We start from the raw sequence: 26,068 nt of genomic DNA, 5'->3' as shown, positions 1-26,068 counted from the left end.
CTGACCCGAGGATTTTCATGCAATTTAAGCCAGCTGTTACCGCTCTGGTTGCTGCCATCACCCTAGCTTCGCTGCTCAGCGGATGTAAGAAGGAAGAGGCGGCACCTGCCCCGCAAACCCCTCAGGTCGGCGTCGTGACGCTGAAAACACAACCCTACACCCTAACGTCTGACCTTCCAGGTCGAACGACGTCCTACCGCTCGGCCGAAGTTCGCCCTCAAGTGAACGGGATTATTCTGAAGCGCTACTTCAAAGAAGGCAGCGACGTCAAAGAAGGCCAGCAGCTGTATCAAATCGATCCAGCACTCTACGAAAGCAGTGTGTTGAGCGCCAAGGCCACTCTGCAATCGGCCAAATCTCTGGCTGATCGCTACAAGCAACTGGTCGCAGAGCAAGCCGTAAGCCGTCAGGAATACGACAACGCCGAAGCTGCCCGTCTTGAAGCCGAAGCCGCACTGAACACCGCTCAGGTCAACTTGCGCTACACCAAGGTCCTGGCACCGCTGACGGGCCGCATTGGTCGTTCGCTGTACACCGAAGGTGCATTGGTGACCAGTGGTCAAACGAACGCACTGGCGGTGATCACTCAGTTAGACCCTATCTATGTTGACGTGACTCAGTCTTCGGTCGAAATGCTCGAACTGCGTCGTGACCTGGCCAGCGGTCGCTTGAAGAAAGCGGGCGATAACGCCGCCAAGGTCAAGCTGACCCTGCCGGATGGCAGCGAGTACCCACAAGAAGGCCGCCTGGAATTCTCAGAAGTCTCGGTTGACGAAACCACCGGTTCCGTCACGCTGCGCGCGGTATTCCCAAACCCTGATGACACGCTGCTGCCAGGCATGTTTGTTCACGCGCAACTGGAAGCCGGTGTCGACACCGATGCAATCCTGGCCCCGCAAATCGGCGTGACGCACAACCTCAAAGGCCAACCCACCGCCATGATCGTTGGGCCAGACAACAAGGTTGAACTGCGCGTGCTGCAAGCTTCCCGCACCGTGGGCAGCGACTGGCTGGTAGAAAAAGGCCTGAATGCAGGTGACCGCGTGATTGTTGACGGTCTGCAGTTCATCAAGCCCGGCATGGAAGTCAAAGTGACTGAGTCCAGCAAAACCGCAGGCGCAACCCCGGCAGCCCCGGCAACAGATAAAGCTACGGGCAGCAAAGGGGAGTAAACCATGTCGAAATTTTTTATCGACCGTCCGATTTTCGCCTGGGTAATTGCCCTGGTGATCATGCTGGTCGGGGCACTATCGATCCTCAAACTGCCGATCAACCAATACCCGAGCATCGCGCCTCCGGCTATTTCGATCTCCGTGACCTACCCGGGCGCTTCGGCGCAAACCGTGCAGGACACCGTGGTTCAGGTGATCGAGCAACAGCTCAATGGTATTGACCACCTGCGTTATGTGTCATCGGAAAGTAACTCCGACGGCAGCATGACCATTACCGCTACGTTCGACCAGGGCACCGACCCTGACACCGCTCAGGTTCAGGTACAGAACAAGCTCAACCTGGCCACCCCGCTGCTGCCCCAAGAGGTTCAGCAGCAAGGTATCCGTGTGACCAAGGCAGTGAAAAACTTCCTGATGGTGATCGGCGTGGTGTCGGTAGACGGCAGCATGAACAAGGACGACTTGTCGAACTACATCGTCTCGAACATGCAAGACCCGATCTCCCGTACCGAAGGTGTGGGTGACTTCCAGGTGTTCGGCGCCCAGTACGCAATGCGTATCTGGCTCGACCCTGCCAAGTTGAACAAGTACAACCTGACCCCGGTAGACGTTAAGTCGGCCATTTCTGCACAGAACGTCCAAGTGTCCTCCGGGCAATTGGGCGGCCTGCCAGCCGTTAAAGGTCAGGAGCTGAACGCAACCATCATCGGCAAAACCCGTTTGCAAACCGCCGAGCAGTTCAAAAAGATCCTGCTCAAGGTCAACACTGACGGTTCGCAAGTGCGCCTGCACGATGTCGCAGAAGTCGCCCTGGGCGGTGAAAACTACAGCATCAGCGCACAGTTCAACGGCAAGCCGTCTTCGGGCCTTGCAATCAAGCTGGCGCCGGGCTCCAACGCCCTGGACACGGCCAAGGCGCTGCGCAAGACCATCAGCGACCTGGAGCCGTTCTTCCCGCCAGGCATGGAAGTTGTTTACCCGTATGACACCACCCCTGTGGTTTCAGCATCGATCAAAGGCGTAGTTGAAACCTTGGTTGAAGCCGTTGTACTGGTGTTCCTGGTGATGTTCCTGTTCCTGCAAAACTTCCGCGCAACCATCATCACCACGATGACCGTGCCGGTCGTACTGTTGGGTACATTCGGGATTCTGGCCGCTGCGGGCTTCAGCATTAACACCCTGACCATGTTCGGTATGGTGCTGGCCATCGGCTTGCTGGTGGACGACGCCATCGTTGTGGTGGAAAACGTTGAACGGGTAATGGCCGAAGAAGGATTGCCGCCCAAGGAAGCCACCAAGAAATCCATGGAGCAGATCCAGGGTGCGCTGGTCGGTATTGCCTTGGTACTGTCGGCGGTTCTGCTGCCAATGGCCTTCTTCAGCGGCTCCACCGGCGTGATCTACAAACAGTTCTCGATCACCATTGTTTCGGCGATGGCCCTGTCGGTTCTGGTTGCCCTGATCTTCACCCCGGCCTTGTGCGCCACCATGCTCAAGCCGATCAAAAAGGGTGATCACGGCGAAAACAAACGCGGATTCTTTGGCTGGTTCAACCGTACCTTTGACAGTGGCGTGAAGCGCTACGAGAAAGGTGTCGGCAGCATTCTGCGTCACAAAGCCCCCTACTTTCTGGCCTACGTGCTGATCGTCGTCGGCATGGTGTTCCTGTTCACCCGTATTCCTACCTCCTTCCTGCCGGAAGAAGACCAAGGCGTACTGTTTGCACAGGTACAAACGCCTGCCGGTACAACCGCTGAACGCACGCAACTGGTCATCGACCGCATGCGTGAATACCTGCTCAAAGATGAGTCGGCGGCCGTATCGTCGGTGTTCACCGTTAACGGCTTTAACTTCGCCGGCCGCGGTCAAAGCTCGGGTTTGGCGTTCATCATGCTCAAGCCGTGGGGCGAGCGTGATGCCGACAACAGCGTCTTTGCGTTGGCAGCACGGGCACAGGCGCACTTCTCGACGTTCCGCGATGCAATGGTGTTCGCTTTCGCGCCACCTGCCGTTATGGAGTTGGGTAACGCAACAGGCTTCGACGTTTATCTGCAAGACCGTTCCGGTATCGGCCACGAAAAATTGATGGAAGCGCGCAACCAGTTCCTGGGGATGGCCGCTCAAAGCAAGATTCTGGCGGGTGTACGTCCTAACGGCTTGAACGATGAGCCGCAGTACCAGCTGGAAATTGACGACGAGGCCGTACGTACCTTGGGCGTTGACCTGTCAGACGTTAACAACACCCTGTCTATCGGCCTGGGTGCCAGCTACGTCAACGACTTCATCGACCACGGTCGGGTTAAAAAGGTTTACCTGCAAGGCGCAGCTGACTCGCGGATGAACCCCGAAGACCTGAAAAAATGGTACGTGCGTAACGCTGACGGAACCATGGTGCCGTTCTCCGCCTTCGCCAAAGGCAAGTGGATCTACGGTCCACCCAAGCTGGCGCGTTACAACGGCGTAGAAGCGATGGAAATCCTCGGCGCCCCGGCACCGGGCTACAGCAGTGGTGAAGCCATGGCCGAAGTTGAAGCCATCGCCAAGAAGCTGCCAGCCGGCGTAGGCATGTCCTGGACCGGTCTGTCCTATGAGGAACGTCTGTCGGGTTCGCAAGCACCTGCGCTGTACGCCATCTCGTTGCTGATGGTGTTCTTGTGCCTCGCCGCCTTGTACGAAAGCTGGTCGATTCCGATTGCGGTGATGCTGGTGGTCCCCCTGGGGATTATTGGTGCATTGCTGGCTACCAGCTTGCGCGGCCTGTCCAACGACGTGTACTTCCAGGTGGGCTTGCTCACGACCATCGGTCTGGCATCGAAAAACGCCATTCTGATTGTCGAGTTTGCCAAAGAGCTGCATGAGCAAGGACGAACGCTGACCGAGGCCGCGATTGAAGCGTGCCGCATGCGTCTGCGTCCGATCATCATGACCTCGCTGGCGTTCGTACTGGGTGTGATCCCGCTGGCCATCTCCTCGGGTGCAGGCTCGGGCAGCCAGCACGCTATCGGTACAGGCGTAATCGGCGGCATGATCACCGCGACCGTATTGGCTGTATTCTGGGTCCCGCTGTTCTTTGTAGCTGTCTCGTCGTTCGGCAGTAAAAAAGATAAAGAACAGAAGGTCGACCTGACTAAAACTCCAAACCAAGAGGCTGGCCAATGAGCAAGTCGCTTCTCGCAGTCGCCGTTGCAGCGTTTACGCTGAGCGGCTGCTCGCTGATCCCGGACTACCAGCGCCCTGAAGCGCCGGTCGCCGCGCAATACCCGCAAGGCCCGGCCTACTCGGCACACGAAGCGCCGAATCAGGCGGCAGCAGAACAAGGCTGGCGTCAGTTTTTCCATGACCCTGCCCTGCAACAGCTGATCCAGACGGCCTTGGTCAACAACCGCGACCTTCGAGTCGCGGCCCTGAACATCGACGCCTACGCGGCTCAGTACCGCATCCAGCGTGCCGATCTGTTCCCGGCAGTCAGCGCCACTGCCAGCGGCAGCCGCCAACGCACTCCGGCGCGTGTATCGCAAACCGGCGAGTCATCCATTTCCAGCTCATACACCGCGACGCTTGGCGTGAGCGCGTATGAACTGGACTTGTTCGGCCGTGTGCGCAGCCTGAGCGATCAAGCGTTGCAAAACTACTTTGCAACTGAAGAAGCGCGCCGCACCACTCAGATCAGTCTGGTGGCCAGCGTCGCGAATGCTTACCTGACCTGGCAAGCAGACAAAGAGCTGCTCAAGCTCACTCAAGACACCCTGAAAACATACGACGAGAGCTACAAGCTGACCTTGCGCAGCAATGAAGTCGGTGTGGCCTCGGCGCTTGACCTGAGTCAGTCGCGCACTTCGGTGGAAAACGCCAAGGTTCAATTGGCCAAGTACACTCGCCAAGTGGCCCAGGACCAAAACAGCTTGGCCCTGCTGCTCGGCACCACCATTCCTGACAATCTGCCAGCCAGCCAACCGCTGTCGGCCGACCTGTTGAACAAAGTGCCTGCGGGCTTGCCGTCTGACTTGCTGCAACGTCGTCCGGACATCCTTCAGGCCGAGCATCAGTTGCTGGCAGCCAACGCCAACATTGGTGCTGCGCGCGCAGCGTTCTTCCCAAGCATCAGCCTGACCGCCAATGCCGGGACCTTGAGCCCAGACCTCTCAGGTCTGTTCAAGGGCGGTTCGGGCACCTGGCTGTTCTCGCCGCAGATCAACCTGCCGATCTTCAACGCAGGGTCTTTGCGCGCAAGTCTGGACTACTCGAAAATCCAGAAAGAGATCACCGTTTCTCAATACGAGAAGGCGATCCAGACGGCATTCCAGGAAGTCTCTGACGGGCTGGCCGCACGTGAAACCTACAACGAGCAGTTGCAGGCACAAACCGATTTCGTCAACGCTAACCAGGACTACTACCGTCTGGCCGAGCGGCGCTATCGGATTGGCATCGACAGCAACCTGACCTTCCTCGACGCTCAGCGCTCGCTGTTCAGTGCACAGCAATCGCTGATCACCGACCGCCTGTCGCAGTTGACCAGCGAAGTTACGCTGTACAAGGCGCTGGGGGGGGGCTGGCACGAACAGACCGGTGAAAATCGGCCTATTTCGGACAAGCCGCCAAAGGCTTGATGAAAACCCGCTAAAACAAAAAACCCGCATTAGCGGGTTTTTTGTTGCGGGTCTGGCACACCAGACCCGATTTAATTGGACTGCACAGGCGGCAACCAATCAACAGGGACAAGCCCTAGTGTGTCCCATATACCCGGGAATTCACTTTTCTGAAGTACCTGCAAGTCACCCGCCTGAGCAACCTGTTGGATATAGCCCACCATCAACCTGGTCCCACTAATCAGTGCGTTCAAAAGTTCGGGCGCTTGTGAAGCCAGTTCTTTTGCCTCCTCCTCAGCGTGGGAGCGGAACTTGAGTACGGCTTTGTTCGGTGCTAACCAATACCCCGCGCTCGCCCTCACCACCAGGTCCTGATCGATCATCCGGGCCAGATAAGCGGGAGCAAAAAAATTGCTGTACAAAGCCCGCTCGCCGGTCTCATAGGCCATCCGGCTGGCTCCAGCCATGTCTGATGTACAGTAAGACCCGCGAAACCTGAGTGTTGGATCCGCGTTCAAATGCCCCTTTTTATTAAATTCAATACCCTGAGCCTGCGCAATGCTCACCGGACGCGAAATGCGGTAATGATTCAATCGAGAGTCAAAAACGATAAAGCCACCTAACTGAGTGGCAGACTCCAAATCTATCGAACCTGACAGCGCAATTGCGGCTTCGTCAGCACTACGAAAGTACTCAGGCAACAAGTTCAAAACAGCGTCATTCAAAATCATGGCTCATCCTTGAAGTCACTCTCACCTGATCAACCCCACCGTGTGGGGCTCAGGTGTCGAGAGATAATCCAAGAATAAGAAGGATGAGGTGCGTTACATACCTATGACAATTGCTGGCCGGTATCTGCTAAGGGCCTAAATGCCGACCCTTGAAAGCCGTTCTGCCATGGCTTTCAAGCCCGCGACTCTACCCCCAGCTCATCCCAGACCGACTCTGCCAAATGGAAGGTCGCATTGGCCGCGGGAATGCCGCAGTAAATCGCACTCTGCATAATCACTTCTTTGATCTCGGCACGGGTGACGCCATTGTTGGCCGCTGCGCGCAGGTGCAGCTTGAGCTCTTCGCTGCGGTTCATGCCGATCAACATCGCAATGGTAATCAGACTGCGGGTATGACGCGCCAAGCCAGGGCGCGTCCAGATATCACCCCAGGCATGACGGGTGATCATTTCCTGAAATTCGCTGTTGAACTCGGTCAGGGCATTGAGACTGCGATCAACGTGTGCATCACCCAATACCGCGCGGCGCACGCCCATGCCTTCTTCGTAACGCTGTTTCTCGTCCACAAAACGCTCCTTAAACCGACTTTTTGGCTAACAGAAATTCCAGCACTCGCTGACTGAACGCATCACCGGCCTGCACGTTGGACAGGTGCGCAGCGTAAAACTCAACGTACTCTGCGCCCGCCACGTGCTCTTGAATGAAATGGCTGCCCGCAGGCGGTGTCACCGCGTCTTGCGTGCCAGCAATGACCAGTGTCGGCACGTGAATGGCGCCAAGCTGATCACGGAAATCAGCATCGCGCACCGCCGCGCAGTTGGCTGCATAGCCTTGAGGCGACGTCGCCGCCAGCATGTCGGTGATGCGTTTGGCCTGCTCTGGGTTGGCCTCGGCGAAATCCGGGGTAAACCAGCGGGCTATCGAAGCATCGCGCAAGCCCGCCATGGCCGCCGCGCCATCACGCAGTACCATTTCAATGCGCGGGTTCCAGATCGAAGGCTCTCCGATTTTGGCTGCGGTGTTGCACACCACCAGCTTATGCAGGCGTGAACCGGCATTAATACCCAGCCACTGGCCAATCAGGCCACCCATCGACAGGCCGCAAAAATGCGCGCGCTCGATGTTCAGTGCATCCAACAGCGACAGCACGTCACCGCCTAACTGCTCAATGCTGTACTGCCCTTCGGTGACCAGAGACTGGCCATGGCCACGGGTGTCGTAACGCAGCACCTGAAAATGTTCAGTGAATGCAGGAATCTGCGACGCCCACATACCCAGGTCAGTGCCCAGCGAGTTGGACAACACCAGCACAGGCGCGCCTTGCGGGCCGTCGAGTTGGTAATTGAGTTCACCTTCAGCGAGTTGTACACGTCCCACGAACGTCTCCTTTTTATAATGCCAACGCTAAATGTTCAGCCCGTGCACGCTCGACCCATGTCGTCGCCTGCCCCAGGTAATGAGCAGGATCAAGCAAGCGATCCAGCTCGTCCGCCGACAGTTGGGCGGTTATCTTGGGCTCATCGCCCAACACTGTACGTAAGTGCCGGTGTTCGGCCACGGCCCGTTTGCAACAGTGCTCCAGCAGATGGTGCGCGGTTTCCCGGCCGACACGTTGGGCCAGCACAATACTCACGGCTTCAGCCAGCACCAGGCCATGGGTCAAGTCGAGGTTTTGCGCCATGCGCTGCTCATCCACTTCCAACCCTTGAGCGATGTTCAGTGCCTGAACCAGAGCCCCAGAGACCAGGCAGCAGATCTCAGGCAGGGTTTCCCACTCGGCGTGCCACAAGCCCAGACTGCGCTCGTGCTCTTGAGGCATGGCACTGAACAATGTGCTCAATAACCCCGGAACCCGCGTCGCCGCACTGATTAACACAGCGCACCCCACAGGGTTGCGCTTGTGCGGCATGGTCGAAGATCCGCCCTTGCCCGGTGCCGAAGGTTCGAAAACCTCCGCCGCCTCGGTCTGCATCAACAAGCTGATGTCGCGGCCCATTTTGCCGAGACTGCCCGCAATCAACCCGAGAACCGAGCCGAACTCCACTAAACGATCACGCTGGGTGTGCCAGGGTTGATCAGGCAGGCTCAAACGCAATTCATCCGCCAAGGCGTGCGCGACAGGCAACGCTTGATCACCCAATGCGGCCAAGGTGCCCGAGGCACCTCCAAATTGCAGACTCAACAACCGCGGCGTTAACTCGCGAAGTCGCTGCCGGCTCCGGCTGACAGCACCCAGCCACCCGGCAATTTTCATCCCCAAGGTGACTGGCGTGGCTTGCTGCAACCAGGTACGACCTGCCAAAGGGGTGGCGGCATAACGCTGTGCCTGCTGTGCCAGTACCTCGCCCAATTGCTGCAAATCACGCTCGATCAGCTCCAGCGCAGCGCGCAGTTGCAGCACCAGCCCGCTGTCCATCACGTCTTGGCTGGTGGCGCCCAAGTGCACATAGCGTTCCGCTTCGGGGGTCACGCTGGCGATCTGTTTGCCGAGCGCTTTAACCAGCGGGATGGCTGAGTTGCCAGCGCTGACAATCGCCAGCCCCAGGGCTTCAAAGTCGTAGTGTTCGGCGCGACAGGCCGCTTCAATCGGTGCAACTGCTGACGACGGGATCAGCCCCACCCGAGCTTGAGCCCGGGCCAGAGCCGCTTCAAAGTCGAGCATGGCCTGAACGCGGCCATGATCACAAAACACTTCGCCCATGGCCTTGCCCGTGAAGTAGGCATCAAACAGCTGGTTACTCATAAAGCATCCTTTGCTGGCGCGCGCCACAGACGGGCGCGCGCGAATACATCACAGATCGTGATGCAGGTATTTGGGTTGTTTGGGTAATCGGAAGCTGAACAGGAAAGCAATGGCCATCATGGCCGTCACGTACCAGTAGAAGGTGTTTTCCATGCCCATCGACTTGAGGCCCAAGGCCACATATTCCGCCGAGCCGCCGAAAATCGCGTTGGCCACCGCGTAGGCCAGGCCAACACCCAGCGCCCGTACCTGCGGCGGGAACATTTCAGCCTTCACCAAACCGCTGATCGAGGTGTAGAAGCTGACAATCGCCAGCGCCAACGTGATCAGGACAAACGCCAGAAACGGGCTGGTAATGGTTTTCAGGCTCAGCAGAATCGGCACCGTGCACAAGGTGCCCAAGCCACCGAACCAGAGCATGGAGTTACGACGCCCGATCTTGTCGGCGAGCATGCCAAACACCGGCTGCATGCACATATAAAGGAAAAGCGCGCCGGTCATGATGTAACTGGCGGTCTTGGCATGCATACCCGCAGTGTTCACCAGGTACTTCTGCATGTAGGTGGTAAACGTGTAGAAAATCAGCGAACCGCCAGCGGTATACCCCAGCACGGTAATGAACGCCGCCTTGTGGTCACGGAACAACGCCGCGATGCTGCCCGCGTCTTTGTCTTTACGGGTTTCAGCGCTGGTGGTTTCTTTCAGGGTGCGACGCAGCAACAGCGAAATAACCGCAGCAATGGCCCCAATCACAAACGGTATGCGCCAGCCCCAGGCACGCAGCTCGTCTTCTGACAAAAACTGCTGAAGAATCACCACCACCAAAACGGCCAGCAGTTGCCCGCCGATCAGGGTCACGTATTGGAAAGACGCGAAGAAACCACGCTGGCCCTTGAGGGCAACCTCGCTCATGTAAGTGGCTGTGGTGCCATATTCACCGCCCACTGAAAGCCCCTGAAACAACCGCGCCAGCAAGAGCAACGCCGGAGCCCAGGCGCCAATCGAGGCGTAGGTCGGGAGAAAGGCGATCACCAATGACCCGGCGCACATCATCATCACCGAGATCATCATTGAGTTCTTGCGGCCATGCTTGTCGGCCACCCGGCCAAACAGCCAGCCACCGATAGGACGCATCAGAAAGCCCGCCGCAAACACCCCGGCCGTGTTCAGCAACTGCACCGTGGGGTCATCGGAAGGGAAGAAAGCAGGCGCAAAGTAGATCGCGCAAAAGGCGTAAACGTAGAAATCGAACCATTCGACCAGGTTGCCGGAGGACGCACCGACAATCGCAAAAATCCTTTTTCTACGCTCCTCTCCTGTGTAGTGAGTGTCTGTTGTCATGATTTTTTTAGACTCATCTGGGTTAGTTACTTTTAGACATAGCTTGTAACAAGTAACACTGCAACCACTAAGAGCCGGACGATTGAATCATCAATCGCCCGATGTTGCGGCCATCGTCAGCGATCAGACCCGTTCAATCGCTAACGCCAGCCCCTGACCGACACCCACGCACATGGTTGCCAAGCCTTTTTTGCCGCCGGTTTTTTCCAACTGATGCAACGCAGTCATCACCAAGCGTGCCCCGCTCATGCCCAGCGGATGCCCCAGTGCTATCGCGCCGCCATTGGGGTTGACCTGTGGCGCGTCGTCCGCCAGCCCCAGTTCGCGCAATACCGCCAAACCTTGGCTGGCAAATGCCTCATTGAGTTCGATCACGTCAAAGTCGCTGACCGCCAGCCCCAGACGTTCGACCAGCTTGCGCACTGCTGGCACCGGGCCAATGCCCATCACGCGTGGGGCAACACCGGCGCTGGCCATGCCCAACACCCGAGCACGGGCAGTCAAACCGTGGCGTTTGACCGCCTCGGCAGAGGCCAGAATCAGCGCCGCTGCACCGTCATTCACCCCCGACGCATTGCCAGCGGTGACCGTTTTGTCCGGGCCATTGACCGGCTTGAGCTTGCTCAGGGTGTCGAGACTGGTGTCCGCACGCGGATGTTCATCATGCTCAACCACGGTTTCGCCTTTTTTATGGGCGATACGCACCGCAACGATCTCTTCAGCAAAGTAGCCCGCCGCCTGAGCGGCCGCTGTGCGCTGCTGGCTACGCAGGGCAAAGGCGTCTTGGTCGGCGCGAGAAATCTTGTAGTCATCGGCCACGTTGTCGGCGGTTTGCGGCATCGCATCGACGCCGTATTGGGCCTTCATCAACGGGTTAATAAAACGCCAGCCAATGGTGGTGTCTTCCAGCTTCATGTTGCGTGAGAACGCCGCGTCGGCTTTGCCCATCACGAACGGGGCACGCGACATCGACTCAACACCACCGGCAATCGCCAGTTCCATTTCGCCACTGGCGATCGCACGGAACGCCGTACCAATGGCGTCCATGCCCGAAGCACAAAGACGATTGAGGGTCACCCCGGGAATGGTATCCGGCAGCCCGGCCAGCAATGCGGCCATGCGCGCGACGTTACGGTTGTCTTCGCCCGCCTGGTTGGCGCAGCCGAAAAACACTTCGTCGACTTCGTCCCACTTCACATCAGGGTTACGCGCCATCAGCGCCTTGATCGGAATGGCGGCCAGGTCATCGGCACGCACCGCCGCCAAACCACCGCCAAAGCGGCCAATCGGAGTGCGAATGGCGTCACAGATAAACACTTCACGCATCACGCTTCTCCTGGTGCCTGACCATGGGCCAGCGCGGTGCGGGCCTCCAGATCACGCAAGGCAGTCAGTTCGACGTCGGTCGGCTCAGCGGTCTGTTCGACGTTATCGGCAAAACGAATGGCCCAGCCAGTCGCTGCAACGACTTGCTCGCGGGTAACGCCAGGGTGCAAGGCGGTGACCACAAATTCGTTGGTTTGCGCTTCAGGTTCCATGGTGCACAGGTCAGTGATGATGCCCACTGGCCCAGCGCCCGGCAGCCCCAGACGCTTGCGCGAGTCGCCGCCTTCGCCATGGCCAACCGAGGTAATAAAGTCGAGTTTGTCGACGAACGAACGCGCCGATTGCTTGAGGATAATCAGCACGCTTTTAGCTGACCCGGCGATCTCTGGCGCGCCACCTGCACCCGGCAGGCGGACTTTTGGATGATGGTAATCACCGACCACAGTGGTGTTGATATTGCCGAAACGGTCCACCTGAGCAGCACCCAGGAAGCCAACATCGACCCGACCACCTTGCAACCAGTAGCGAAAGATTTCGCTGGTGGAGACCACGGTGTCCGCGGTTTCAGCCAGTTCGCCATCACCAATCGACAGCGGCAACACATTGGGCTTGGCACCAATCGGGCCCGATTCGTAGATCAACACCACATCCGGGGACGAGGTCAGGCGCGCCAGGTTGGCGGCTTTGGACGGCAGGCCGATGCCGACAAAACACACCGAACCGTTTTTCAAACGACGGGCGGCAGCAACGGTCATCATTTCGTTGGTGGAGTAAGCCATTATTTTGCCTCCGAAGCGCGGGCCAGCTTGGCCTGGAACTCGCTGAAATTTGCAGTGCCGTGGATGTATTCATTGATCCAGGCAGTAAAGGTCTCGCGGTCGCGGGCAATCGGATCCCACGCCTGATAGAAACGGTTATCACGCTCGGTGTAACCATGAGCGTAGGACGGATGCGCACCGCCCGGTACGTGGCACACGGCGCTCAAAGCCCAGGTCGGCAGCACGCAGGCATTCATCGGTGCTTGCAGGTCATCCACGATTTCTTCAACGGTCACGATGCAGCGCTTGGCCGCCAAGGCGGCTTCTTTTTGCACGCCCAGAATGCCCCACAGCAGCACGTTGCCTTTACGATCAGCCTTTTGCGCATGAATCACAGTCACATCCGGGCGTACCGCAGGCACAGCCGCCAGCACTTCGCCAGTAAAAGGACAGGTAACGGTTTTGATCAACGGGTTAACCTTCGGCAGGTCAGAACCAGCGTAGGCACGCAGTACCGCGAATGGCAGGCCCGAGGCGCCCGCCACGTAGGCATTGGCCAGGTCAGCGTGACTGTGTTCTTCGATTTCCAGCGGCTGCGGCCACTGCTTTTCGACGGCATCGCGCAAGCGGTGCAGCGAACCCACGCCAGGGTTGCCGCCCCAGGAGAAAATCAACTTTCGTGCACAACCGGCGCCGATCAACTGGTCGTAGATCAAGTCAGGTGTCATGCGAACCAGGGTCAGGTCTTTCTTGCCCTGACGAATGATTTCATGACCTGCTGCGGTCGGAATCAAGTGAGTGAAACCTTCGAGAGCGACGGTGTCGCCATCGTTCACAAACTGTTTCACGGCGTCGTGCAGCGAAATGATTTCTGCCATGAGGGGTAGCTCCCGTTTCTTGTTGGCCACTGAAGAGAAAACGGTGCATCAGAGCGGCACCGAACTGTCAGCAGGTTAAGCCGCTACCCCCAGCGCAAACAATCCGATAATCGACTATGTGTTCGGTAATCGAACGAATAGTTAGCAGGCTATGCAGAAACCCTGTAGCCGCTGCCGAAGGCTGCGATAAGGGCCGCAGGACCTTCGTTGCTAATCTCAAAGCGAGGCCGCTGCGTAGCCTGTGGCAGCGGCTACAAGGCTCAAGTAAACAGTTGCGCACTCAGTTCACGGCTGGAGTTGAGCATGATCGGCAAAAAGCGCTGCTCCAGCTCAGTCCGCGTGACTCGACCGGCGTGGGTGCTGACGTTCAAGGCCGCCAAGACCTGACCCGAAGCGTCATACACCGGCACCGCAATAGAACGCAGGCCTTGTTCCAACTCTTGATCGACCACGCACCAGCCTTGCTCGCGCACTTGCTGCAAGCATTCAAGCAATGCTTCGGGGGTGTGCAGCGTGCGACTGGTTTTGGCCTGGAACTCGGCATGGGCCAAGTACTCGTTCAAGGTCACGTCGTCCAGCGCGGCCAACAAAATGCGCCCCATCGACGTGCAGTACGCCGGCAAGCGCCCACCCACAGACAGGTCAACCGAAATCAGACGCTGAGTGGTCGCCGAACGGGCGATGTACAGAATGTCGTCACCTTCCAGGGTCGCCATGTTGCACGCTTCGTGCAATTGCTCGCTCATGCGGTCCAGATAGGGCTGAGCCGAAACCGCCAGCGGCGTCGATGACAAGTAGGCATGGCCCAGCGTCAGTACTTTGGGCAATAACGAATACGTGCGGCCATCGGTGGTGGCATAACCGAGCTTAATCAACGTGTACAAACAGCGACGCACGGCTGCCCGAGGAATTTCAGTGCGATGGCTGATCTGCGCAATGGTCAAATGCCGCTTGCGCTCCTGGAACGCTTGCACCACCGCCAGGCCGCGGGCCAGCGACGCCATGAAATCAGGATCACCGGTAAACGCCTGAATGCGTTTGGCAGGCGACGCAACAATCGGTGGCGCGATGCCAGTCACCGTATTGCGCAATTGATCACTCATACCCAGTCCCCCTGCCTTCTCTATTTATTGTTATTACGCACCCGCCCCGGCAGCCATACACGCCGGGCTCTGTACGAAATGTATCTATGCAGCTGCAACACCGGCCGATTATCGAACCGATGGCCGATAATCGCAATCTCGGTGCACATCACATCGGCATCAACGCGATGTAACAATACCGCCCTGCTCCCACATAGCGGGTAATGTTCAATTGGCGTATTTTTGCAACTGCGTTCAACACTGGCATCCGAAGTGTTATTAAACACTCTCTGTAAGCCTGCTCGACACCATACAGACAGTCATTGATAGGAGCGATCTGCGTTATATGCGTCATGAATTAAGCCGACTCAGTTCAGCGCATAACTTGGCAATTCAATTACCTCCACCATTGTATTAATACATCTGACGCGAGCCCCATTCTGTTAGCTAACCTGAACAGACTTAACAAAACGTGCACTTGGAAGTTGACGCGCCCAAAGCGCTTCGGCGATAGTAGGCGCCTTACTCAAGCCCTTGTGGCCCGCAAGTAATTTAATGCACACAGGCAGCACTCTGCTATTTTGGATCCAGTCTGTCGATTGAGTTCAATAGCCAGCGCAGATTAACTTCCAAGTGCAGCCTGCTTTGCCCCCCATTGGGGTGAACACTTAACTGCCGCGACACTCATGTGTTAATTAATGACGTGATGGCGCTCACAGAGTGGTTTATTCAACCTTGACGTTGCTTATTGGCATCCCCATAAAGCAAATTCGAACGTCAAATAAATCAACCTCTCGTGCAGAGTGGTTCACCAGGTTTAATTTCTACTCAATTAGGTAGCACTGTGACGAAAGACGAACTGCGCGCAGAACTTGAGCGTCAGGAACAACGTTACAAGGATGTTTACGGCGGTGAGGTAACCACCTACGCCGCTCAGCCGGAGCCCGAGCGTAAACCTTGGCGCAAGCGTGCCAGCCTGCTTGATCAGGCTTTTTCTCAAGAAATTCAAAAGATTGAAAAAGAACTCAAGGCCGAAGAGCCGTGAGCCTCTGAATCAAGAACACTGAAAAGACTGTCGGCTACGCAGGCATACCCCGCGTCATTGGCATGAGCGGCTATTGCTGTTCGCTTCGCCAAAGGTCCCGGCAACCTCGGCAGACCACCTGATTACAGAAATTTCATACGCTTAAATCAGGCTACGACTACACCCCCTTGGAACGCCTATAGCCTTTGTTATCAGTGGGTTAGAGAGGAATCAAGGCATCCAGAAATGGACATGTCTTACCGCTTTTTTCATTTATAGATGTTACCAACGAGCAGCTAGTGCATCGATTACCAGGGTTTTCTGGCATAATCCGGCCCCCTTTATGACCGTGTCAGAAAACCTTCATGATCGATCTATTAAGCGGATTGGATGCCTGGGTTCTTATCAGCCTCTTCTTCGCCCTAGCCTTTGTTCTCGCCTTCGAGTTCATCAACGGCTTTCATGACACCGCGAACGCGGTAGCGACTGTCATCTACACCAAAGCCATGCCGCCTCACCTGGCGGTGTTCTTTTCTGGTGTGTTCAACTTTCTCGGCGTTCTGCTGGGCGGGGTCGGGGTGGCATACGCCATCGTCCACCTGCTGCCGGTAGAGCTTCTGGTCAATGTGAACACCGGACATGGCCTGGCCATGGTGTTCTCGTTGCTCGCAGCTGCCATCACCTGGAACCTGGGCACCTGGTACTTCGGGATTCCAGCCTCCAGCTCGCACACCCTGATCGGCTCGATCCTCGGTGTCGGCCTGGCCAATGCCTTGATCAACGGGATTCCGGTGAGCGAAGGCGTTAACTGGCAAAAGGCTATTGATATCGGCGCTTCGCTGGTGTTCTCACCGATCGCCGGTTTCGTGATCGCAGGCCTTATGCTGGTCGCCCTGAAGTGGTGGCGTCCTGATTCCAAAATGCACAAGACGCCCGAACAGCGCCGCAAGCTGGACGACAAAAAGCATCCGCCGTTCTGGAACCGTCTGGTATTGGTGATTTCCGCCATGACCGTGAGCTTCGTTCACGGCTCCAATGACGGCCAGAAAGGCATTGGCCTGATCATGCTGGTGCTGATCGGCATCGTGCCGAGCGCCTTCGTTCTGGACCTCAACAGCACCACCTACCAGATCGAACGGACTCGCGATGCAACCCTGCATTTGAGCCAGTTCTACCAGCGCAACAACGCCAGCCTGAGCGAATTCCTGGCACTGGGCAAAAGCGTGAAAGACGACCTGCCCGGCAAGTTCAGCTGCAACCCGCAACAAACCGAGCCAACCATTGATGCGCTGCTCAGCTCGCTCAAAGGTGTTGCGAATTACCAATCGCTGTCGGCTGAAAAGCGTATCGAGATTCGTCGCTACCTGCTTTGCCTGGACGACACCGCGAAGAAAGTCAGCAAATTGCCAGTACTCGACGCCCGTGAAAAAGCGGACCTTGAAAAACTGCGCAAAGACCTGACCGCCACCACTGAATATGCACCGTTCTGGGTGATTCTGGCGGTCGCTCTGGCCCTGGGCCTGGGCACCATGGTTGGCTGGAAGCGCGTGGTTAAAACCATTGGCGAGAAGATCGGCAAACAGGGCATGACCTATGCCCAAGGCATGGCGGCTCAAATCACCACCACCATTGCCATTGGCCTGGCGAACGTCTTTGCGCTGCCGGTCTCGACGACCCACATCCTGTCCTCGGGCGTGGCGGGTACCATGGTCGCCAACAAAAGCGGCCTGCAAGGCAACACCATCAAGACCATCCTGATGGCTTGGGTGCTGACGTTGCCTGCGACCATCGCCCTGTCTGCGGGTCTGTTCTGGCTGGCCTCTATCGCCCTCGCCTGATAACAGCTGAATAAAAAAGGTACGGCCCTCACGGGTCGTACCTTTTTTTATGCACCAAATCTGTAGTCGCTGCCGCAGACTGCAATAAGGGCTGAAGGCTCTTCAAGCGCCCCGCCCCCATCGCAGCCTGCGGCAGCGACTACAGAAAGCAAACATCGTCAATCATTCTGCGACCACAAAAAACACGCGCAAAAAAAATAGGCGACCGAAGTCGCCCAAAATGCCTTGCGTGCTCGTGTTCCAGTAAGACCCGGCGCTACTTGTTGCGCTTTTGGGAGTCTTTCCAGATAAAAATGCCCAGGCCTGCGAAAAACAACACCATGAGACCGACTGTCACTACCCCGGCGATAACCACATTATCGAGAAACATGACGGCCTCCTGCGCGTGTCTGTTTGTGTGTTGAAGCTAGATTAACCAGACGCGCAGGCGCATAACTTGACCGGGATCAATAGTGATCACGGCCAGGCCGGGCTTGAAGGGGAAAGTTGATTCAAGTCAGGTAAACGCTACAACTCAGCGCTTTTTAGGCTTCTTTTTCGGCTTTTTCTTGGCACTTGCCAACGGCATGGCTTGCTCAAAAGCCTGTCGCACTTCGTTCAGGCGCTTTTCATTGAGGTCATGCACGCGCTTGGCGCGCTCTGCACCCAGATCAACCAGCTTGCTGTCTTGGCTCATATAAACATCAGGTCACTGTCAGGGGATGGGCCAATAATGCGTCGGGTCAGCTCAACAGGCCAGAAAAAATCGAGTCATACCTTTATATCAACCCACAAACCCTGGCGCGGCGCGTCATCAATCAACCCATCACTCGCGGGTTCAACCGCTTGCGCATCATCTGGCTCTACATCCTGCGCCTCCCGCTGGCGCTGCTTTTGCTGACGCTGCTGCTCTTCGCGCAATAACAGCGTGGCCTGGTCGGCGTCATGCTGCTTCAAATTGACGGTGCTGTCGCCCGAACTGGGCTGCATGGGCACCACCGCCGGAATTTCCGGACGCGGGCGCACCGGGTCTTGCTGCGAGGTCACGGGCACAACACTCAGCGGTAGAATCGGCGGCAGCATCGTCATGCACTCCTGTTCAGCGTGTCTACAACAAGCCCCTGAGTTGAACCACTCATCGAAAAGCGCAACCGGCAGCTTCTGCGCTGATTAGCTTTTTGTGAGAGTCCTTTGGACTGAGGCCCCTGCTGCGTTAATATACTCGGCTTTTTCAAAGCGGGAGTCAGGCAGCATGGCGCAGCAGTATCAACCGGGGCAACGCTGGATTAGTGACAGCGAAGCTGAGCTAGGCTTAGGCACCGTTCTGGCACAGGACGGTCGCTTGCTGACTGTGCTCTATCCGGCCACTGGCGAAACCCGCCAATATTCGCTGCGCAACGCACCACTGACGCGCGTACGCTTTTCGCCAGGCGACACCATCATCCACTTCGAAGGCTGGAAGATGACCGTTCGCGAAGTCGATGACGCTGACGGCCTGATGGTTTACCACGGTTTTAACGAGCAAAACGAACTCGTTACTCTGCCAGAAACCCAGCTGTCGAACTTCATCCAGTTCCGTCTGGCCAGTGACCGCCTGTTCGCTGGGCAAATCGACCCGCTGTCGTGGTTCTCGCTGCGTTATCACACCCTTGAACATACTAGCCGTCAGCTGCAATCGCCGCTGTGGGGCTTGGGTGGCGTGCGTGCACAACCGATCGCCCACCAATTGCACATTGCCCGTGAAGTGGCCGACCGCATCGCCCCGCGCGTTTTGCTGGCGGACGAAGTGGGCCTGGGTAAAACCATTGAAGCGGGCCTGGTGATTCACCGCCAATTGCTCAGTGGCCGCGCCAGCCGCGTGCTGATCGTGGTGCCAGAAAACCTGCAACACCAATGGCTGGTCGAAATGCGTCGTCGCTTCAACCTTGAAGTCGCGCTGTTTGACGAAGAGCGCTTTATCGAAAGCGACGCCAGCAACCCGTTTGAAGACTGCCAGTTGGCACTGGTTGCCCTGGAATGGCTGGTCGACGACCCGAAAGCGCAAGAAGCCCTGTTCGGCGCTGACTGGGATCTGTTGGTGGTCGACGAAGCGCACCACCTGGTGTGGCACGAAGACCAGGTCAGCCCTGAATACGGTCTGGTTGAACAACTGGCCGGCGTGATTCCCGGTGTACTGCTGCTCACAGCTACCCCGGAGCAATTGGGTCAGGACAGCCACTTCGCGCGTTTGCGCCTGCTCGATCCAAACCGTTTCCACGATCTGGCCGCCTTCCGTGCCGAGAGCGAGAACTACCGCCCGGTGGCTCAGGCCGTACAGGAACTGCTGGATAAAGGCCGCCTGTCCCCTGAAGCGCATAACACCATTCACAACTTCCTTGGCGCTGAGGGCGATACGTTGCTCGCCGCCGTCAACGAAGGCGACACCGAAGCCAGCGCTCGCCTGGTCCGTGAATTGCTCGACCGTCACGGCACCGGCCGCGTACTGTTTCGCAACACGCGCGCCGCGATTCAGGGCTTCCCGGAGCGCAAGCTGCACGCCTACCCGCTGCCGTGCCCGGACGAATACCTCGAACTGCCACTGGGCGAACACGCTGAGCTGTACCCGGAAGTCAGCTTCCAGGCACTGCCGGACGCCAGCGACGAAGAGCGCTGGTGGCGCTTTGACCCACGTGTGGAGTGGCTCACAGACACCCTGAAAATGCTCAAGCGCACCAAGGTCCTGGTGATCTGCGCCCACGCCGAAACGGCCATGGATCTGGAAGACGCCCTGCGAGTGCGTTCCGGTATTCCTGCAACGGTCTTCCACGAAGGCATGAACATTCTTGAGCGCGACCGTGCAGCCGCCTACTTCGCGGATGAAGAGTTCGGCGCACAAGTACTGATCTGCTCGGAAATCGGCAGTGAGGGTCGCAACTTCCAGTTCGCTCACCACTTGGTGCTGTTCGATCTGCCGTCCCACCCGGACCTGCTGGAACAGCGCATCGGTCGCCTGGACCGTATCGGCCAGAAGCACATCATTGAACTGCATGTGCCGTACCTGGAAACCAGCCCGCAAGAGCGCCTGTTCCACTGGTATCACGAAGCGCTGAACGCGTTCCTCAATACCTGCCCGACCGGCAACGCCCTGCAACACCAGTTCGGCCCGCGCCTGCTGCCGTTGCTCGAAGGCACCGACGATGACGAGTGGCAAGCACTGATCAATGAAGCCCGCGCTGAGCGTGAGCGTCTTGAACAAGAACTGCACACGGGTCGCGACCGCCTGCTGGAGCTCAACTCCGGCGGCGCTGGCGAAGGTGAAGCCCTGGTCGAAGCGATTCTGGAGCAAGACGATCAGTTCACCCTGCCGATCTACATGGAAACCCTGTTCAACGCCTTTGGCATCGACAGTGAAGACCACTCGGAAAACGCACTGATCCTCAAGCCGAGCGAGAAAATGCTCGACGCCAGCTTCCCGCTGGGCGACGACGAAGGTGTGACCATCACCTACGACCGCAATCAGGCGCTGTCACGCGAAGACATGCAGTTCATCACCTGGGAACACCCCATGGTGCAGGGCGGCATGGATCTGGTGCTCTCGGGGTCGATGGGCAACACCGCCGTGGCACTGATTAAAAACAAGGCGCTGAAGCCTGGGACCGTGCTGCTCGAACTGATTTACGTCAGCGAAGTGGTCGCTCCGCGCTCCTTGCAACTGGGCCGCTACCTGCCACCTGCTGCGCTGCGCTGCTTGCTCGATGCCAACGGCAACGATCTGTCCTCGCGCGTAGCGTTCGACACCCTGAATGAACAATTGGAAAGCGTGCCTCGCGCCAGCGCCAACAAGTTCGTGCAGGCCCAGCGCGACAACCTGACGCCGAAAATCAATGCCGGTGAAGCCAAGATCGCTCCGCGTCACGCTGAACGTGTGGCCGAAGCTCAACGCCGTCTGGCTGCCGATACCGAAGAAGAGCTGGCACGCCTGACGGCACTGCAAGCGGTTAACCCGACAGTGCGTGACAGTGAACTGGTTGCCCTGCGCAAACAGCGTGAGCAAGGCCTGGCCATGCTGGAAAAAGCCGCTCTGCGTCTTGAAGCCATTCGCGTACTGGTCGCCGGTTAACGATCTGTGAGGGCCGGTTTGCCTGCGATGCGGGCAAACCCAGGCCCACTGTGGGAGCTTGTCTCCCACAGACATTTCGCGCCAACTAATAAAAATTTATATAAGCCATGTCGTTTTAAGAACAAAATGATTGGCATCATATAGCCACCCCCTCCCTGCTCAATCCCAGCCTCTACACTGAAAGCAACCAGCTCTTTGGCGCTGGCAAACAAGGACTCGGTGCCGAGGCGTGCAATGGATTGGTTGGACTGGCAGTTTCTCAACGCACACGCTGAACACACACAACAACTGATCAGCAGCAGCCATAACCTGTACCTGGTATTTATTGCCTGGCTGGTGGCCTGCGCCGCAAGCCTGGCTGCGTTACACATGGTTGAACGCGCCGCTAATGCGGAAAAAACAGCCGCTAAAACGGTCTGGCGCTGGCTAGGTGCAAGCTGTCTGGCTATCGGGATCTGGGCCATGCACTTCATCAGCATGCTGGCGTTTGAGTCCTCGCTCGAAATCCATTACGACCTGGGCATTACCATTGGCTCACTGGCCATCATCTGGATCGGCGCCCTTCTGGCCATGCAGGTGCTCAATCGCCTGACGCTCTCGCGGGCTCATTTACTGCTGGCAGCGCTGATTTTTGGCATAGGCATTGGGGGCATGCACTACACCGGCATGTCAGCCATGCATTCCAACAGCCTTCGGCATTACCACGCCACCCCGGTTGCGCTCTCACTCTTACTGGCCGTGGGCGCCAGCTATTGGGCCTTGCAAATGGCCGTATCGCTGCGCTCAACCCAGGGCCTGTTTCATCATTTTTTTAAGTACGCCATCAGCATCACGGCAGGCTCGGCCATCCTCAGCGTGCACTTTATCGGCATGTGGGCGCTGCACACCTTCTCGCTCACCGGCGACGCCAGCCAGGCGCATATTGAAACCAATCATTGGCAACTGGCACTGATGGTTGCCGTAATGAGCTTGCTGCTGATTGGCAGCAGCATCAGCGCAGCCTTGGTCGACAAGAAACTGCAGCAAAAGGAACACGACCTGATACGGGTCAATGCACTGCTCAGCCAACTGGATGCAGCCCGCATGTCGTTGCAACAAGTGGCGCACTACGACCCGTTGACCAACCTGATCAACCGGCGCGGGTTCAACCAGATTTTTGCCGAAAAACTCACTGAATGCGCAACAAGTGGCAGCAAGCTGGCCGTGATGTTTCTCGATATTGATCATTTCAAACGCATCAATGACAGCCTGGGCCACGACGCCGGGGACGAGTTGCTCAAGACCATCGCCAACCAGATAAAAAGCGCCGCTCGCAGCTATGAGGACGTGGTCGCACGCTTTGGAGGCGATGAGTTTTGCATTTTGATCAACATCCATGAACGCGATGAAGCCCAAAGCATGGCCAAACGCATCATGCAGACGCTCAAAGAGCCCATCGAACTGGCTGGACGGCGCATGGTGATGACCACCAGCATTGGTATCAGCGTGTTCCCGGACGATGGCACCACCAGCACTGAACTGCTCAAACATGCCGACCTGGCGCTTTACCAATCCAAAGGCAATGGCCGTAACAGCCTGAACTTCTTCAGCTCAAACCTGACAACCCGCGCCTCTCTGGAACTGCAAATAGAAGAAGAATTGCGTCATGCGCTGAATGAAGACAGCGGATTGTTGCTGCACTACCAACCTATTTTTGACCTTAAACATGGACGCGTCGCCAAGTTAGAAGCCTTGGTCCGCTGGGATCACCCCACGCATGGCCTGCTCGCCCCCGATCGTTTTATCAACATCGCTGAAGCCAACGGACTTATTGCCGAACTGGACAGCTGGGTACTGCGCAAGGCCTGCCAGGATTTAGCGGCGCTTACCCGACTGGGCTGGCAGCAGCTCGGGATCTCAGTCAATTGCTCGGCACTGAATCTCGTGCGAGTAGAACTGGCTGACGAAATTGAAAGTGCGCTGTTCGCGTCCGGGATCGCCCCGCATCGCCTGGAACTGGAGGTCACTGAGAACGCGCTGATGGGTAACATCAGCAGCACCTCGGCGTTATTGCGCCAAATTCGAGCACTGGGCGTGTCTTTGTCGATTGACGATTTCGGCACCGGATACTCATCCCTGGCCTATTTAAAACGCTTGCCGCTCAATACCTTGAAGATTGATCGCTCATTTATCCAAGACATTCCAACCTCCAGTCAGGACATGGAGATCGTACAAGCCATCATCGTGATGGCCCACACGCTGCACCTGCAAGTGGTGAGCGAAGGGGTCGAGACCACCCAACAATTTGAGCTTTTAAGCCATTACGGATGCGACTTTATCCAAGGGTACTTGCTGAGTCGCCCCGTACCTTTTGAGGCGCTGCATACGCTGCTGGAACACCTGAATAAAAACCCCCGCCCGGCCTCTGGCTACGCCACCTTCCAGCTTTCCAGTCAATAAGGCCGCAGTCACTGCCAAGATCAATTGGCAGGTAAAAAAAAGCCACAGCCTCGGCTGTGGCGTTTCTTCACGGCAGGTGGCCACTATTCTGACACTAGTTACTGGCCTACACACTTTTCGAGCGAAATCTCAGCGTTAAAAACGCTCCAATTTGGTGCCAAGGATTATTTCAGCGCCCTTTCCTGGACCATTACCCAAGGCGATACCACCACAGCCCACAGCTCTGGGTCACGTTCAAGAACGTCTAGCGCTTGCTCTCCAGTCATCTTTCCAAACACCCCAGAGGCTATCCAGGCACTCACTTTCTCTGCCTCATCCTGAGTCACAGCCACTGCGGCATCGATCAAGTCCAGCCCAGGCCCAACCCACAACAAATCGCCTTTCGCGAAGAACGGCTGCAACGCTTTCCACTCAATTGTTGAGGTCTCGCCAAGCAGCTTGGCATAGAGGGTGCTAGGTTCTTGATTCATGGGATTCACCAGGTAAAAAAATCGGCGCAATGATAACGCCGTCTACCCGGTAGAAAAACCCGAATAAAGGTGAAGGAACGAGGGAAAGAGCAAAAAGGCCAAGGACGGAAAAGCTGAACCGGCAACATTCTGATAAAGATCAGCCACATAATCCGCCGCCATTCTGTCTTTTTCTTTCGTTTAAGCGACATTCCCTGTTTTTTCCCCTGGCAGCCCGCTATTCAAGCGCTAAACCGGCGCTCTACACTGTACCGGTACAGTTGCAAGGGGGATTGATCGGGAATTTCGCTCAGAAAAAACCCGGTCCGGCTGCCTTGGCTTCCAGGACTATAAAAAATACAACAGAAGAGTGGAGCACCAATAAAGATGGCTAAGAAGCAGATTACTAAACTGTTTGCCGCTATGGTTTTGGCCGGGGTTGCCAGCCATTCGTTTGCCGCAGACACCATCAAGATCGGTATTGCAGGCCCGAAAACCGGGCCAGTGACTCAGTATGGCGACATGCAGTTCATGGGCGCCAAACAAGCTATCGCAGACATCAACGCCAAAGGCGGTGTCGATGGAAAACAGCTTGAAGCCAAAGAGTACGACGACGCCTGCGACCCAAAACAAGCCGTAGCGGTCGCCAACAAAGTGGTCAATGATGGCGTCAAGTTTGTTGTCGGTCACCTGTGCTCCAGCTCCACTCAGCCTGCTTCGGATATCTACGAAGACGAAGGCGTCATCATGATCACCCCGGCGGCCACCAGCCCGGAGATCACTGCCCGTGGTTACAAGATGATCTTCCGCACCATTGGCCTGGACAGCGCCCAAGGCCCGGCAGCGGGTAATTACATCGCCAAATTCGTTAAGCCTAAAGTCGTCGCGGTACTGCACGACAAACAGCAATACGGCGAAGGCATTGCCACCGCGGTTAAACAGACCCTTGAAAAAGACGGCGTTAAAGTCGCCGTCTTTGAAGGTATCAATGCTGGCGAGAAAGACTTCTCTTCCATTATTGGCAAGCTCAAACAAAACAACGTCGACTTTGTTTACTACGGCGGCTACCACCCAGAGCTGGGCCTGATCCTGCGTCAAGCCAAAGAAAAAGGCGTGAACGCCAAGTTCATGGGCCCTGAAGGCGTGGGCAACGACTCCATCTCGCAAATTGCCCAAGGCGCTTCCGAAGGCTTGCTGGTAACCCTGCCTAAATCCTTCGACACCGACCCGGCCAACAAAGCCATTGCTGACGCAATCAAAGCTGATGGCAAAGACCCAAGCGGCCCGTTCGTGTTCCCGGCTTACTCGGCTGTTGAGTTGATTGCTCAAGGCATCACGGCAGCCAAAAGCGAAGACACTGCCAAAGTCGCCGCCGCTATCCATGCCGGTACGTTCAAAACTCCGACGGGTGATCTGAGCTACGACGCCAAAGGCGACCTGAAAGACTTCAAATTCGTGGTCTACGAATGGCACTTCGGCAAACCTAAAACAGAAGTAAGCCCTCAATAAGGGTCGGTTCTTGATCTGACAACAAAGCCCACTGCGCAAGCGGTGGGCTTTGTTTTACGGGCCTTTGGCCCACAGAAAATGGGCCGCGCTTTCGTGATCCGAGAGTCTCCCCAC

Annotated in this window: 21 protein-coding genes; 8 read left to right on the top strand and 13 right to left on the bottom strand. The window is 56.9% G+C overall.

Features of this window, described 5'->3' with window-relative positions; all coding sequences use genetic code 11:
- The first annotated feature begins 17 nt into the window (after positions 1-17).
- From RHM56_RS03445 to RHM56_RS03435, 3 genes are read left to right on the top strand one after another with little or no spacing between them, the layout of a single operon-like run.
- Positions 18-1,172, top strand: a complete 1,155-nt coding sequence (locus RHM56_RS03445; protein WP_322238556.1) for an efflux RND transporter periplasmic adaptor subunit — start codon at positions 18-20, stop codon at positions 1,170-1,172.
- A 3-nt stretch (positions 1,173-1,175) separates the two neighbouring features.
- Positions 1,176-4,331: an efflux RND transporter permease subunit gene (locus tag RHM56_RS03440; RefSeq protein WP_322238554.1), complete on the top strand. Its 3,156-nt coding sequence runs from the start codon at positions 1,176-1,178 to the stop codon at positions 4,329-4,331.
- Positions 4,328-5,779 carry an AdeC/AdeK/OprM family multidrug efflux complex outer membrane factor gene (locus tag RHM56_RS03435; RefSeq protein ID WP_322238553.1) on the top strand — a complete coding sequence of 484 codons (1,452 nt, stop codon included), beginning with the start codon at positions 4,328-4,330 and terminating at the stop codon, positions 5,777-5,779. The genes RHM56_RS03440 and RHM56_RS03435 overlap by 4 nt, the downstream gene beginning before the upstream one ends.
- A 71-nt stretch (positions 5,780-5,850) precedes the next feature.
- Here the strand turns inward: RHM56_RS03435 and RHM56_RS03430 are convergent, their stop codons facing one another.
- The 9 genes from RHM56_RS03430 to pcaR all read right to left on the bottom strand — a co-directional run bounded on the left by RHM56_RS03430 (position 5,851) and on the right by pcaR (position 14,638).
- The gene (locus tag RHM56_RS03430; RefSeq protein WP_322238551.1) at positions 5,851-6,489 is read right to left on the bottom strand and encodes a hypothetical protein; all 639 of its coding nucleotides are present in this window, start codon (positions 6,487-6,489) and stop codon (positions 5,851-5,853) included.
- Positions 6,490-6,662: 173 nt separating this feature from the next.
- On the bottom strand, positions 6,663-7,055 hold the full coding sequence (pcaC, locus tag RHM56_RS03425; RefSeq protein WP_322238550.1) for a 4-carboxymuconolactone decarboxylase: 393 nt from the start codon (positions 7,053-7,055) through the stop codon (positions 6,663-6,665).
- A gap of 10 nt (positions 7,056-7,065) precedes the next feature.
- Entirely contained in the window at positions 7,066-7,866 is an 801-nt protein-coding gene (gene pcaD, locus RHM56_RS03420) for a 3-oxoadipate enol-lactonase (protein ID WP_322238549.1), read from the bottom strand.
- Between the two features lie 13 nt (positions 7,867-7,879).
- On the bottom strand, positions 7,880-9,232 hold the full coding sequence (locus tag RHM56_RS03415; protein ID WP_322238547.1) for a 3-carboxy-cis,cis-muconate cycloisomerase: 1,353 nt from the start codon (positions 9,230-9,232) through the stop codon (positions 7,880-7,882).
- 48 nt (positions 9,233-9,280) lie between these two features.
- Entirely contained in the window at positions 9,281-10,573 is a 1,293-nt protein-coding gene (locus RHM56_RS03410; protein ID WP_322238545.1) for an MFS family transporter, read from the bottom strand.
- Positions 10,574-10,696: 123 nt separating this feature from the next.
- Positions 10,697-11,902 carry a 3-oxoadipyl-CoA thiolase gene (gene pcaF / locus RHM56_RS03405; RefSeq protein ID WP_322238543.1) on the bottom strand — a complete coding sequence of 402 codons (1,206 nt, stop codon included), beginning with the start codon at positions 11,900-11,902 and terminating at the stop codon, positions 10,697-10,699.
- Positions 11,899-12,681 carry a CoA-transferase subunit beta gene (locus RHM56_RS03400; protein WP_322241692.1) on the bottom strand — a complete coding sequence of 261 codons (783 nt, stop codon included), beginning with the start codon at positions 12,679-12,681 and terminating at the stop codon, positions 11,899-11,901. Before RHM56_RS03400 ends, pcaF begins: the two co-directional genes overlap by 4 nt.
- Positions 12,678-13,535 (bottom strand): CoA transferase subunit A, encoded by an 858-nt coding sequence (locus tag RHM56_RS03395; RefSeq protein WP_322238542.1) that lies wholly within the window; start codon positions 13,533-13,535, stop codon positions 12,678-12,680. Before RHM56_RS03395 ends, RHM56_RS03400 begins: the two co-directional genes overlap by 4 nt.
- 260 nt (positions 13,536-13,795) lie before the next feature.
- Positions 13,796-14,638, bottom strand: a complete 843-nt coding sequence (pcaR, locus tag RHM56_RS03390) for a pca regulon transcriptional regulator PcaR (protein WP_322238540.1) — start codon at positions 14,636-14,638, stop codon at positions 13,796-13,798.
- 823 nt (positions 14,639-15,461) lie between these two features.
- Between pcaR and RHM56_RS03385 the strand changes: the two genes are divergently transcribed.
- Complete coding sequence (locus RHM56_RS03385) at positions 15,462-15,662, top strand: hypothetical protein (RefSeq protein ID WP_322238538.1); 201 nt, start codon at positions 15,462-15,464, stop codon at positions 15,660-15,662.
- Between the two features lie 344 nt (positions 15,663-16,006).
- The gene (locus RHM56_RS03380) at positions 16,007-17,479 is read left to right on the top strand and encodes an inorganic phosphate transporter (RefSeq protein ID WP_322238536.1); all 1,473 of its coding nucleotides are present in this window, start codon (positions 16,007-16,009) and stop codon (positions 17,477-17,479) included.
- A 256-nt stretch (positions 17,480-17,735) separates the two neighbouring features.
- Here RHM56_RS03380 and ccoM read toward each other — a convergent pair whose 3' ends face one another.
- From ccoM to RHM56_RS03365, 3 genes are all read right to left on the bottom strand, one after another.
- Positions 17,736-17,849: a cytochrome c oxidase subunit CcoM gene (gene ccoM, locus RHM56_RS03375; protein WP_322238534.1), complete on the bottom strand. Its 114-nt coding sequence runs from the start codon at positions 17,847-17,849 to the stop codon at positions 17,736-17,738.
- Between the two features lie 144 nt (positions 17,850-17,993).
- Positions 17,994-18,155 (bottom strand): hypothetical protein, encoded by a 162-nt coding sequence (locus RHM56_RS03370; RefSeq protein WP_019411059.1) that lies wholly within the window; start codon positions 18,153-18,155, stop codon positions 17,994-17,996.
- A gap of 74 nt (positions 18,156-18,229) precedes the next feature.
- Positions 18,230-18,541 carry an aspartate-semialdehyde dehydrogenase gene (locus RHM56_RS03365; RefSeq protein ID WP_322238532.1) on the bottom strand — a complete coding sequence of 104 codons (312 nt, stop codon included), beginning with the start codon at positions 18,539-18,541 and terminating at the stop codon, positions 18,230-18,232.
- 169 nt (positions 18,542-18,710) lie between these two features.
- Between RHM56_RS03365 and rapA the strand changes: the two genes are divergently transcribed.
- Together rapA and RHM56_RS03355 are read left to right on the top strand one after the other, a co-directional pair.
- Entirely contained in the window at positions 18,711-21,557 is a 2,847-nt protein-coding gene (rapA, locus tag RHM56_RS03360; RefSeq protein ID WP_322238530.1) for an RNA polymerase-associated protein RapA, read from the top strand.
- A gap of 234 nt (positions 21,558-21,791) precedes the next feature.
- Entirely contained in the window at positions 21,792-23,996 is a 2,205-nt protein-coding gene (locus RHM56_RS03355) for a putative bifunctional diguanylate cyclase/phosphodiesterase (protein WP_322238529.1), read from the top strand.
- 164 nt (positions 23,997-24,160) lie between these two features.
- On the opposite strand, the gene RHM56_RS03350 is transcribed toward RHM56_RS03355, so the two are convergent.
- Positions 24,161-24,466 carry a DUF2288 domain-containing protein gene (locus RHM56_RS03350; protein WP_322238527.1) on the bottom strand — a complete coding sequence of 102 codons (306 nt, stop codon included), beginning with the start codon at positions 24,464-24,466 and terminating at the stop codon, positions 24,161-24,163.
- A gap of 360 nt (positions 24,467-24,826) precedes the next feature.
- Between RHM56_RS03350 and RHM56_RS03345 the strand changes: the two genes are divergently transcribed.
- The gene (locus tag RHM56_RS03345; protein ID WP_322241690.1) at positions 24,827-25,954 is read left to right on the top strand and encodes a branched-chain amino acid ABC transporter substrate-binding protein; all 1,128 of its coding nucleotides are present in this window, start codon (positions 24,827-24,829) and stop codon (positions 25,952-25,954) included.
- The last annotated feature ends 114 nt before the right edge of the window (positions 25,955-26,068 follow it).

The organism is Pseudomonas sp. CCC3.1, assembly GCF_034347405.1.
In the GTDB taxonomy this organism is placed as follows: Bacteria; Pseudomonadota; Gammaproteobacteria; order Pseudomonadales; family Pseudomonadaceae; genus Aquipseudomonas.
This window is presented reverse-complemented; position numbering and strand designations above follow the sequence as displayed.